This is a genomic window from Nostoc sp. (genome assembly GCF_036917195.1).
GTDB lineage: Bacteria > Cyanobacteriota > Cyanobacteriia > Cyanobacteriales > Nostocaceae > Nostoc.
Map to the genome: position 1 here is coordinate 197121 of NZ_JBALDG010000077.1, position 11895 is coordinate 209015.

Sequence of the window (11895 nt, forward strand, 5' to 3'; positions counted from 1 at the left end):
GTCTTTAATTTGACAGTAAATAACGAATCGCTATCATTAACACAAAGATACCATACAGCTTTTTCATTAACTCGGTGCTAATAAACGGCTGATTTGCAAACAATGCCCCGAACAAGTTACCCACAATTAAACCAACTGCAATAATTAGGGCATATTTAATATTAAGATTACCGTTGTGGTGGTAAACTAAGGCTGCTAAAATGCCGATTGGCAAAATTTGAGCAGCCACAGAAGTTCCTGTAGCTAACTTCTGATCTAAACCAATTACTAATACCATTGCCGGAATCATAATTGCGCCGCCACCAATACCAAACATCCCGCCAGCAACGCCAGAAACTAAACCGATTAACAACAGTTGAATAAAGATATTAGACATAAAAAATGGTCGCTAAATTACAAATTATAAATTAATATTTTTGGAAAAAATTGATTTTGTTAGCATTCCATGCACACCTTTTTGGGGACTGTTCACAACTTGAGTGATATGAAAATTTACAGCTAAACTACACAATACATAAGCATCTTCTGGCGACAAATTTATGAAGCGTTCCAGAAAATCAATCATGTTTTTTAAAGCCAGTTCTAAGGCTTCATCTAAGGTTTGAGCAAAGCCCATTGTGATGATATGAGTTGGAGTTTCGGCAATTGGTGTTGTCAGTTGTAAATCTTTGCGAAGTTTGAGGGTAATTCTACCGTTCATCGAAGTTTCAATGGCGGTAACATTTACTTCGCCGTCTCCCTGTGCAGAATGTCCATCACCAATAGAAAATAATGCACCTGGTACAAAAATTGGCAAAAATAAACAAGAACCAGCTTGTAATTCTCGGTTATCGATATTACCACCGTAAGAACCTGGTGGGACAGAAGTTCGAGAGGTTTCTGGAGTAGCGACACCAAGAATTCCAAAAAATGGTTTGAGGGGAATTTTTATGCCAGCACCCGCCGGAAATTCAGCGATATTGTTTGCTAAATCTAGAGGGATGAATCTCAAAGCAGGTTGAGGAAACTGATCTGGTAAAGCTCCCCAACCTGTACGAATGGCATTGAAGCCGACAGGTAAACGAGGTGCGATCGCATTTAATTGTACTTCTAAAACATCCCCTGGTTCGGCATCGCGCATGTAAATAGGCCCTGTGAGTAAATGCGGGCCCCCAGCAATTTTGCGTTCTGGTAAAAGATTTTGGCAGATATCGAGAAATTCTGGTGTAACAAACTCAGGTGGTGCTTTGTCGTAAACATAATAACCAGTATAAGTTTCTACGTCAACCGTATCACCAGAATCAATAGTGAGTGCTGGTTTTAGCAGATGGGAGAAACCACCTAGATGCACGGTTTCTTTTGAGGCTTTTAAAATGTAATGAGTCATATCATATCTGCCTAATCACTTATCAAAAAACTCTCCGCGTCAGAGCGTCCCCCAAAACAATAAGTCTTTACGGGGATTTCCAAATAAAAAAATAATCAATCGCTCAGTGAGCAGTGGAAGCAGGGGAAAAAGAATCTGATAGTCGTCTTGGATGGAAAAATTGAAGAATTTAATTTTTGGAGTTCCCTAAGCTGTTTTTCAACTTCCGTCATTCCGTCAACCCTCAGATGAAAGGATGCCTACTAGTACTCGTACCAAATCTTCTAAACCTTCAGGAACACGATAAAGTTTAATATCTTCTGTAATTAGCTTCTGTTGTCTATTGAGTGTACCAAATTTCCAGTCATCTCCATTAGTAACTGCGCCAAATAAAATTGATGATTGATTATCTAGAGACTGATCCAGAGCTATTAATTCTACTGCTAGCTGTGTAAACCCCCTTCTGATATCTGATTGTTTTGCTTCAATCACCAATAGTGAGTTAGATTTATGTAAGTAATAATCCAAAGTGCCTTTGAGCTTTTCATCCACATTAAGTGGATACTCACTATATAGTTGAGCTTTTGTCTGATCGCAGATTTCAGTAAGGATAGGAGCAATCATAAATTCTCTGATTGATATCTCAGCCATCGGGTTAAAAAGCTTTATATTGCGCTGTAAATAACTTTGTAAAAATTCTAAATAGCTAATATCAGCAAAGTATGTCGGTAATTCTAGTTCTGTGCGCTCGTAGCCGTACTCAAACTCAGCTACTACATCTATTGTTGGGTTAGGTAACAAAAAGTATTGACTAAAAGTGTAACTTTGCTCAGGTTTTAAAATTTTATATTTGCTCATAATTTTTTATCGTGTATGAACCACGCCGGATATATTACGAATTACGAATACGTAACTTGCTTCTCGCCATTCGCGTAGCGTCTCGTAGAGAAGGCGAGTCAGACGCTACGCACAGTCGCTAACACAACTCTTGGAGACGCCCAAGGGACGCAATCGAGCGTCATTACGAATTAGGAATTGGTATGATTATCTCAACAATTTGCTAAACTCCAACTTTGTGGAGAGCAAATAAAAACAATTTGAACATCGGGAATTTGGAGGGGGTCGCAGAGTGGCTGATGATCAACGCATAGTCAATGCACAACAGATACATCCAAAAGACTTTTCATGGAGATTATGGCCTATTGTGCCACTCTACCCATTTGGTAGGCGGCAGACAATCCGCAAAGAAGTGGTCAAGGACACAATTTGGAATTTTGACCAGATTCAGGGCATTTTCTACGTTGTTGTACCGATTCGCATGACTGTAGTTAAGCTCGAAGCCGGGGGCCTTCTCGTCTATGCGCCTGTTGCACCAACCCCAGAGTGTATTCGGCTTGTGAATGAGTTGGTGGCGGAACACGGTAACGTTAAATACATTATTCTGCCAACTATCTCCGCTATAGAACACAAAGTCTTCGTCGGCCCCTTCGCTAGATACTTTGGGACTGCACAGGTGTTTGTGGCTCCCCATCAGTGGAGTTTCCCGCTAAATCTCCCCCTTAGCTGGCTTGGCTTACCCCCAAAACGCACTCAAGTACTCCCAGAAGATAGTAGCAAAACACCTTTTGCTGACGAGTTTGATTATGCAATGCTGGGCCCCATCGAGCTTGGGCCTGGTCGGTTTGCGGAAGTTGCTTTTTTCCACAAGCGATCGCATACTCTTTTAGTAACAGATTCTGTGCTTTCTATCCCAGAAGATCCACCTGCGATCATTCTATTAGATCCATATCCCTTGCTATTCCATGCCAAGGATCATGCTTCTGATATTGTTGCAGACATTGAAGTAAATCGCCGTAAGGGTTGGCAGCGCATCTGTCTATTTGCTTTTTACTTTCAACCAAACGCACTAGATATACGCCAATGGAGTCAGGTGTTGCAAGATGCCTTGAAAGCACCAGAACACTCAAAGAAAGCTTATTTTGGATTGTATCCCTTTAAATGGCAGTCAGATTGGCAGCGATCATTTGATGCGCTGCGAGGTGATGGGCGTTTGTTTGTCGCACCAATTTTACAGACGCTGATTCTCAACCGCGCACCCAAAGAAACCATTGACTGGGCTGATAAAGTTGCTAGTTGGGACTTTGAGTGGATTATTCCCTGCCACTTTGATTCACCGATTAAAGCCCAGTCGCATCAGTTTCGCCAAGCTTTCTCTTTTTTGGAAAAGCAGCCTGCTGTCAGTGGGGGTTTCTTCAGCAATAGCAGCTATCCCTTACCAGAGGAGGATTTTAAAGCACTTAAGAACATTGATGCAGGTTTAAATAAGTTTGGCATTGTCCCAGCAGCAAAGGAGAAAGTGTAGGAGAATTTTTTGTAACTTTAAGAAAGTGATTACTGATGATTGAAATTTCTAGACCTATGACAAATGGAATAAGACTCAAGTTAGATGATAAAATATCTGAATCAAGAAAAATCGCTTGCTCAAGAGTAAATATATGATGTTGAGTATATTTTAGGGTATTGTTGCTGCACAGATTGCTTTTTGGGCATCAAGATTGGTATTTCATATTGCTGTAAATTTAATTCATGCAGTATTACTTTTAGCTATTGGCCTTGCAATTTACAATTTTTTCAAGGTACGTAATATGTAAATGAATAACTCATGACAGTCCAAATCTAGTATTCAGAAGTCAAACGGATTTTCTGGCTGGCTTTTAGCTCTAATTTGTGTACTTCAGTAACAGGAATTACGCAAAAATCGGTAAAAAACTTAATTTATCGAATCACAATTTAAATAATGATCAACAGAAGAATAAGTGACAGTAATGGCGAATCCTAGAGATACAGACAGTGGATGGTCGCAGTTAACTCGTGGTGCACCATTGGCAGTAATGGTAGCTTTGGTACTCTACATCCTATACCAACTTTTACCAGTATTAGAACTTTTAACCATTGCAGCATTGATTGCTTTAATTTTGCGAACGCTATTACGGTTTTTGCAAAAGTTAGTCAAATCACAGGATCTTGCTGTTCTGTTACTAATTGGATTAATCGTCGGATTTGTTGTAGTATTAGCTACTATAGTCCTACCTAGTGTAACGTTCGAGTCTCAAAAATTAATAAAAACATTACCAACTTATCTCAATAGATTGACAGGAGATGTTGAGCAACTACGTCAGAGATTCAGTTTTATTCCGGACATTTCCCAAGCACTAATACAACTACGGAACTTGACCGACCAGTTACTGGCTGGAGTACCAGTTTTCTTAGGTGAAGCTTTGAGTTTAACTGTGGAGTTGGTAGCGACGTTAATTCTAGCGCTTTACATGGCTTACGATCCTAATTCCTTAGTGAAAGGGATTTTAAGATTAGTACCAAGGCGACATCATCCGCGGTTTAAACGAATCCTTAAGGCTTGCGAGACAAGATTGCGGGGCTGGATTTTTGGGACAGGGATAGCGATGATATTTCTGGGTGTTGGTGCAGCCTTTGGACTTTTGATTTTGGGGATTCCGTCAGCCCTACCATTTGGGATTATTGCAGGTTTATTTGAAATAATTCCTTACTTTGGTTCAATTATTGGTGCTTTTTTACCAGCATTAATAGCATTGAGTATTTCACCGCTAAAGCTAGTATTTGTGCTGATACTTTTCTTTGTAATGAATCAAGTAGATGCCCATGTTGTTCAGCCTGTGGTGATGGGTCAGCAAGTTAATATTCACCCGGTAATGGTAATTGTGACATTTCTGGTAATGGGTAAGCTATTTGGATTTATTGGTATACTGCTTGCAGTGCCTGCGGCAGCGGTGATAATTACGCTGATTGATGAGTTTACGCTTGAAGAACCGACTTTAGAGCAAGTAGCAATTGAAAGTAGGACAGATGTGAAATTGAACGACTAAATGAGCAATTCTTCAGCTAACTATTAGAAGCCATAGTTGATCAAGGTAAACGCACATGATTTCCGAAAAGCCTGTTGATAAGGATTATTGAGTCTCAACGTTTGATTCCCTTAAACCTTTCTTGCGCCGCCTGGAACGCTTCTTGCATTACCAACTGAATTTTTTGGGGATCAGGTTTCTTACCTCCCATTAAATCACCAAAGTAAACGCAGGCTGCTTCCCCTAGTGCCCAGGTATAGGCGGCTGCCCAAGAGGCTGCGATCGCACTACCAAAACCTGGTATAAATTTAATTAACTCCCGGGCAATTGCCTGTGCTAAAAAACCACCTGCGATCGCACTCACAAGGCCTCCCGCCTGGGATGGTGTAAGTGTCTGGCCATATAATTTACCCAACAAACCCACCATTGAGACTTGCAAGGCAGTTAGCACAGGCATTGTGGTAAATGGCAGAGGTACAGCCGCAAGGGTGGCAGACATAATTGAAAATGGCAAAATATAACGGCGTGCAGCATCTCGGTAAAGAGTACCAAGTTGCTTACCAGTTTCTTCTTGATCCAATAGTTGATAAATCGCCTGGGCTTCGGCTTCTGGGAGTAATTCTGCCAGGGAATCTCTCAGCGCTTCTAAGCCATAAAATACCGGAGTGTAACCATCTTCTTCTAAGGTAAAGTCAATGAGTACAGAGCGGTCAGTTATTCCGGCGAAAGCTTGCTGCATTGCGGCAAATGCGCGATTGACTTCCTGATAATCTGGTGGATAGGCAGGATGATCGACGGTATCGCCAGGATAAACCTCGTGTAAACAAGTAACTACCAGCAAACAGGGAATATTTGGATACTGCTGGCGCAACTGTTGAGCAATTTGTCGTAGCGTGTCAGTTGCAAAATCATTGATTTTAACTGTCAGAAGCAGGATTCTGGCAGAACGAGTTTCCTTTTTTAAATCGCCAACTAACTCCTGAATAATTGCCTGAGTATCTTGTTTAACATCACCCAGTCCCACAGTATCAGTAAAAATCAGTAACGGCAGGTCATTGGAAGGATAGGCATAGCGCTGGGTGTGTTGCGTATGAGGACGAAATCCCTGACCGACAATTTCGGCAGAAACTCCTGTCAATCCCCGCACAATTGAACTTTTTCCGGCTTGGGGTTTACCAATCACCAGAGCTTCTGTGGTTGGCAGTTCGGCTCGGATTTTCTCTAAAATCTCTGCAACCTGAGTCTCGCTTACACTAAACCATTCAACAACCGTTTGTGCCAGTTGTTCTACGGGTAAGAGTTGCGTTAGATGTGTTGTAGCTTTATTCCAGACACCACCAATACGGTTTGTCCAGGAATTATCGACCGACTTGGTTGTTGCGCCATCGGTCGGTTTACTCAATTGCTGAGAATCAGTTGACGGTGAGTCAGCATCACGTTGCTCAGTCATTTCCATCTAAACGTAGAAGACCCTTTTACTCATCTTATAGCGATTTTCAATGGGATAACTAGTACCATTAGTATTGTATCAACTTGGGCGATCGCGTTCTGGAGGTAGCGTGTCTCACAATCCTAAAGGAAGCGTTGCTGTAGAAAAACCTAGCAAGGGACTTCCAACTAAAAAAATAATCAATCGTTTTGGAAGGCAGGGGGAGAAAAAATTGGATAGTAACGTTGGATGTAGGAATTGAGTAATTTAATTCTTGGATGTCCCCAAGGCAAATTTATTGTTTCAGGCTGACAATGCGATTGTGATGGCTAACAATGCGATTGTGATGGCTAACAATGCGATTGTGATGGCTGACAATGCGATTGTGATGGCTGACAATGCGATTGTATCGACTAACAATGCGATTGTTTCGGCTTACAATAAGGATAGCAGGCTGCCCATCCGCCTCATCAAGGAGAACATCATGCCAACCGAACGCGTCGCTCTGGTTACCGGAGCCAATCAAGGAGTCGGTTTTCAGATCGCCAAGGAACTTGTAGCGAATGGAGTTACTGTGTTCGTTGGATCGCGCGATTTCGAGCGTGGCAAGACCGCAGCCGAGGAGATCGGGGCGGGCGCGACGGCTCTCCAAATCGATGTTACTGATCGAGTTTCGATCGACGCTGCGGCGGAACGCATCCGTAAGGAGTTTGGTCGCCTTGACCTTCTCGTTAACAACGCGGCTATCTCCAATATAAATAAGGGGAACTTGTCGTTGGAGGAGTACTTCAAGATATCCCGCGCGAGCAACGCCCCTCTCGATGAGATTCGCGCGGTGTGGGAGACCAACGTGTTTGGGGCGCTCTCGGTATACCAAGCGATGCTTCCGCTTCTTCGCGAATCCTCAGACGCCCGCATCGTGAATGTGTCTAGCGGAGTCGGCTCGCTGACGACGAACGCGGATCCTAATTTTCCCTCTCACGCCTCCTATGGCCCGATCTATCCGGCGTCCAAGGCCGCGCTCAATGCGATGACGCTGGCCATGATGATCGAACTGGAGTCGACCGGAATCAAAGTAAACCTCGTATCACCTGCCTTTACCAAGACGAACCTCAACGGATATGCAGGCACGGAATCCGTCGAAGATGGGTCCCGTGAGGTGGTGCGCGTTGCACTGCTCGGTCCGGATGGCCCGACGGGGACATTCACGCGCTGGGAGAACACAACGATCCCGTGGTGATCGGCAAGGCCGAAAGCACGACGCTCGGTGTACCTACTGGCGTCACCTCTAGCATTGTGCGATTTAAACAAGAAGAAATGAGACGATGCTCTGCGTAAAACTTGACAGCTTCACCGTATTCAATTAATGCTGGATGAAAGACGTATTTCATTGCTCCAAAATTTGTCTTACCCTAGCTAAGGCTTCTTCTCCAGGAATGGGTTCAATTGCACCACTGCGAACTTCATCTCTACGCTTCTTGGCTTCATCCGTCCACAGTGTTTGAAGTGTTTCGTCTACATCAAATACAAGACTTTCAACCAGCTTTTCTGCCAACAATGCTCTCGCTGCACTGGGCAAAGCTAAAGCTTCTTTCATGATTTGTTCTATAGAAGTTTTTTTCTCCAACGAAACACTCCCTATGTACCAAAAAACAATGACAAATGACAAATGACAAATGACCAATGACTAATGACTAATTTATCAAATCAACGATCGCTTTCAGCAATACATCTGGATCTACTGGTTTAGAAATATGTATTTGAAATCCTGCTGCTAAGGCTTGCTGTTGATTCATTTCGCCAGCATAAGCCGTCAAAGCGATCGCTGGTACGTGTCCTCCAAGTTTGGGCGATCGCGCTCTCACTTCCCTCATTAGCATATAACCGTCTCTCTTTGGCATTCCAATATCGCTAATTAAAACATCTGGTATCGACTCAGACAGCGCTTGTAATGCTTCCTCTGCTGAGGATACAGCGGTTACTTGCATACCGTAGTCTTGCAAAATAAAGGTAATTAAGTCGCGGATATCGGGTTCATCGTCCACCACCAAAACTTGAGTGTTTGAGAGGAGCGAGGATTCTGGCTCAGAATCTAAAGACTCATTTTCTTCACACCTAACATCTTCACTTCTGACTAAAAGCGGTAGTTTAACAGTGAAAGTGGCACCCGCTCCTTCTCCAGGACTTTCGGCTTGAACTTTTCCCCCATGCATTTCTACAACCTTACGCACGATCGCTAATCCTAAACCTAATCCCCCAAATGTCCGGGTAGTTGTGCCATCAGCTTGGCGAAAGTAATCGAACACATAAGGCAAAAAGTCTGGCGAAATTCCCTTACCTGTATCGCTGACCTGAATTTGAGCTTGGTTAGCAACTTCCATGAGTCGAATTTCTACCCGTCCTTCTGTTGGTGTAAATTTTACTGCATTGGAGAGCAAGTTCCACACAACTTGCTGAAGCCGATTTGGGTCGCCGATCACTTGTCCTAAAGTGGGATCAAATATGGTCTGAATTTGAATTGACCTAGCTTGTGCCGCTAGTTGTACTGTCTCTAATGCTGCTTCAACCACCATTACCAAGCTTACCGGACAGATATTCAAGTTTAATTTTCCTTGGAGAATGCAAGACACATCCAACAAATCTTCAATTAGCTGGGTTTGTAACTTGGCGTTGCGTTCAATGGTTTCCAAGGCGTGGTTAGTGGTTTTTTCATCAAACTTGCGAGTCCGCAGCATTTTTGACCACCCCATAACGGAGTTGAGTGGGGTTCGCAGTTCATGGGAGAGAACCCCCAGAAATTCATCTTTGATTTTGTTGGCGATTTCTGCTTGTTGACGTGCTGTTTTTTCTCGTTCGAGGAGGCGAGCGCATTCTTTCTCGGCTGATTTGCGATCAGTAATATCCAGTACAAAAGCAACACCATTATCCTTGGAGTCATTCAGCAAGGCTATCCCCAAAACAATTGGGACTCGCTTTCCGTTGGGGTGGAGGTACTCTTTCTCATAAATTCTGGAAACTCCAGTGGCTTGCACTTCCAAGAGGGCGCGATCGTCTAAATCCTTATACTCGACAGGAGTAAGTTCTCTCCAATTAATTCTCCCTAAGGTGGCAAACTGATCACGAGTGTAGCCAGCTAGTTGAAGAAAGGCATCATTGGCATCAATAATAAAGCCATCCACATTCCAAAAAGCGACCCCAATCAGATTAGATTCAAATAAACGCCGAAATCGCGCTTCACTTTCACGTAATGATTTTTCTGCCCGTTTGTGTTCGGTAATATCGCGATAAACACTAATTACGCCTTCAATAGTTTGATTAGAATTCCGTAATGCTGTGAGGATGTATTCATAATAATGTACTCCATTAGCGGTAAGATATTCACACTCATCCTTGATTGGCTGCCCAGTTTTCATCACAGCTTGTCGTTGATTATCTACCTGCTCTACAAGGTCTGTAGGTAAATCCAGTTCTGGCAAAGTTTTTCCCATTAAATCCTGGGGCTTTAAACCTAATAAAGTAGCTCCATCACGACTGACATACTGATAGCAACCTCTGCGATTAAAGATATAAATGTGATCGACTGATGCAGTGAGGATAGCATTTAAAATATTTGCCTGTTGTTGGACTTGGGTTGTTAGTTCACGAGTACTTTCTTCTGCCTGCTTGCACACAGTAGTTTCCATACAAACTCCGATCATTCGCACCGCTTGTCCCTGATCGTCATAAATAAATTTTCCCTTGGCAGAAATCCAATGTACACTTTGGTCTAATCGAACTATGCGATATTCATTGTTGTAGTCAGTCTTTTGTCTTAAAGCCTGGGCAATAACTTGCATTACAGATTGCCTGTCTTCACGATAAACGCACTTCAGAAACGCCTCATAAGTGCCCTCAAAACTCCCTGGTAGCAGACCAAAAAGCACTTCATGATTTTCAGACCAGATGACTTGATTGGTAACAATATTCCAATCCCACAAGCCCATCTGGGAAGCATCTAGAGCTAGCCTAAGCCGTTCTTCACTCTCCCTGAGGGAGACTTCTACCTGCTGTCGCTGGATAATTTCTTGTTGGAGTTGTTGTAAACTCACCGCCACATCTGTTTGTAGATTAAAGGCTGTGGATATTCCCTGTTGAAGATGCGATTGAATGCCATACTCGACGACTTGAATCTGGGGATTCTGTATTGCTGTTGCCAGTTCTGTTTCTAGTTTTGTTAGTTGTTCCTCAAGCGCTGCTTGCCTTTGTTGATAAGATATTTCTGATTGCTCTAACTCAGCCACACGCTGCCGCAGAACTGCTAATTCATCAGTGACTTGAAAGTTAGTTTTATCAACATTTGACATCTTATTACACTGCTCATAACTCAACAATACCGATTTGAAGAGTAGGTATCCCCTAGCTTTAGCAGTATGAATTTTTTAGCTTAAAAATACAATCCATCAAAAGGTACATAGAAGTTTTAGCCAAAAGACATTCTCTGATATTCAGAGCGATGTCTAACGAGAAGACGCTTTGCATCCAGCAGTGATTTAGTAATCACTCATCTTTTCAATCGCATGTAAGCTGCACCAATCAGTAATCCCACAACCTGCCCCCAGAAGACAACACCCGATTGATTTACACCAACAGGGGGAATATTTAAACTGCCTATACCATAAAATAATTGTTGTACAAACCACCAAAATATATAGAAAAAGGCTGGGAGTTCAATCGGGATATACAAAATTATTAGCGGCAAAATCGTGTCAATTTTAGTTTTAGGAAACTTCATCACATATGCTCCTAAAATAGCTGCGATCGCGCCATTTGCCCCAATCAATGGTACTGTCAAACTCGGTTCAGCCAGAATTTGGACTATCCCTGTGATCACTCCAGCAGCCAGATAAAATCCTAGATAGCGTCTATGTCCCAGAATATTTTCTACAGTCTTCCCAAAAACCCACAAAAATAACAAATTTCCCAATATTTGACTAAAACTGCCATGTATAAATATTCCCAAAATTATTGATAATGTTTGCCAAATTACAATTATCCAAGCAGCATTGTTGAAGAAGAGTGCATTTGTAATTGCGCTACTAATTTGGGCTGGAATCACACCCCAACTAGAGACAAAATACCCCAATTCATCACTAAATTCTAGTTTAAGTTCCCATAAAAATATGGCAATATTAATGCCAATCAGCCAGTAATTAATAATCGGTTTACTCCGACAACGAATATTATCACTAATAGGAATCATA

Annotated in this window: 10 protein-coding genes; 3 read left to right on the forward strand and 7 right to left on the reverse strand. The window is 42.5% G+C overall.

Going from position 1 to position 11895, the window contains the following annotated elements:
- Positions 1-4 precede the first annotated feature (4 nt).
- From V7K40_RS27315 to V7K40_RS27325, 3 genes are all read right to left on the reverse strand, one after another.
- Positions 5-376 carry a TSUP family transporter gene (locus V7K40_RS27315; protein ID WP_334965314.1) on the reverse strand — a complete coding sequence of 124 codons (372 nt, stop codon included), beginning with the start codon at positions 374-376 and terminating at the stop codon, positions 5-7.
- Positions 377-400: 24 nt separating this feature from the next.
- Entirely contained in the window at positions 401-1366 is a 966-nt protein-coding gene (locus V7K40_RS27320; protein ID WP_334965316.1) for an acetamidase/formamidase family protein, read from the reverse strand.
- A gap of 216 nt (positions 1367-1582) precedes the next feature.
- Positions 1583-2203, reverse strand: a complete 621-nt coding sequence (locus V7K40_RS27325) for a hypothetical protein (protein WP_334965318.1) — start codon at positions 2201-2203, stop codon at positions 1583-1585.
- Between the two features lie 271 nt (positions 2204-2474).
- Between V7K40_RS27325 and V7K40_RS27330 the strand changes: the two genes are divergently transcribed.
- Together V7K40_RS27330 and V7K40_RS27335 are read left to right on the forward strand one after the other, a co-directional pair.
- Positions 2475-3707 carry a DUF4336 domain-containing protein gene (locus tag V7K40_RS27330; RefSeq protein WP_334965320.1) on the forward strand — a complete coding sequence of 411 codons (1233 nt, stop codon included), beginning with the start codon at positions 2475-2477 and terminating at the stop codon, positions 3705-3707.
- A 463-nt stretch (positions 3708-4170) separates the two neighbouring features.
- Positions 4171-5247: an AI-2E family transporter gene (locus tag V7K40_RS27335; protein ID WP_334965322.1), complete on the forward strand. Its 1077-nt coding sequence runs from the start codon at positions 4171-4173 to the stop codon at positions 5245-5247.
- A 94-nt stretch (positions 5248-5341) separates the two neighbouring features.
- Here V7K40_RS27335 and V7K40_RS27340 read toward each other — a convergent pair whose 3' ends face one another.
- Positions 5342-6676, reverse strand: coding sequence for a GTPase (locus tag V7K40_RS27340; RefSeq protein WP_334965324.1), 1335 nt, complete (start codon positions 6674-6676; stop codon positions 5342-5344).
- 253 nt (positions 6677-6929) lie between these two features.
- Here V7K40_RS27340 and V7K40_RS27345 point away from each other — a divergent pair, with 253 nt between their 5' ends.
- Positions 6930-7895, forward strand: a complete 966-nt coding sequence (locus V7K40_RS27345) for an SDR family NAD(P)-dependent oxidoreductase (protein WP_334965326.1) — start codon at positions 6930-6932, stop codon at positions 7893-7895.
- A gap of 147 nt (positions 7896-8042) precedes the next feature.
- On the opposite strand, the gene V7K40_RS27350 is transcribed toward V7K40_RS27345, so the two are convergent.
- The 3 genes from V7K40_RS27350 to V7K40_RS27360 form a co-directional block, all read right to left on the reverse strand.
- The gene (locus tag V7K40_RS27350; RefSeq protein WP_334965328.1) at positions 8043-8252 is read right to left on the reverse strand and encodes an addiction module protein; all 210 of its coding nucleotides are present in this window, start codon (positions 8250-8252) and stop codon (positions 8043-8045) included.
- 97 nt (positions 8253-8349) lie between these two features.
- Positions 8350-10998, reverse strand: a complete 2649-nt coding sequence (locus V7K40_RS27355) for a PAS domain S-box protein (protein WP_334965330.1) — start codon at positions 10996-10998, stop codon at positions 8350-8352.
- A gap of 197 nt (positions 10999-11195) precedes the next feature.
- The gene (locus V7K40_RS27360; protein WP_334965332.1) at positions 11196-11894 is read right to left on the reverse strand and encodes a rhomboid family intramembrane serine protease; all 699 of its coding nucleotides are present in this window, start codon (positions 11892-11894) and stop codon (positions 11196-11198) included.
- Position 11895: the final 1 nt, after the last annotated feature.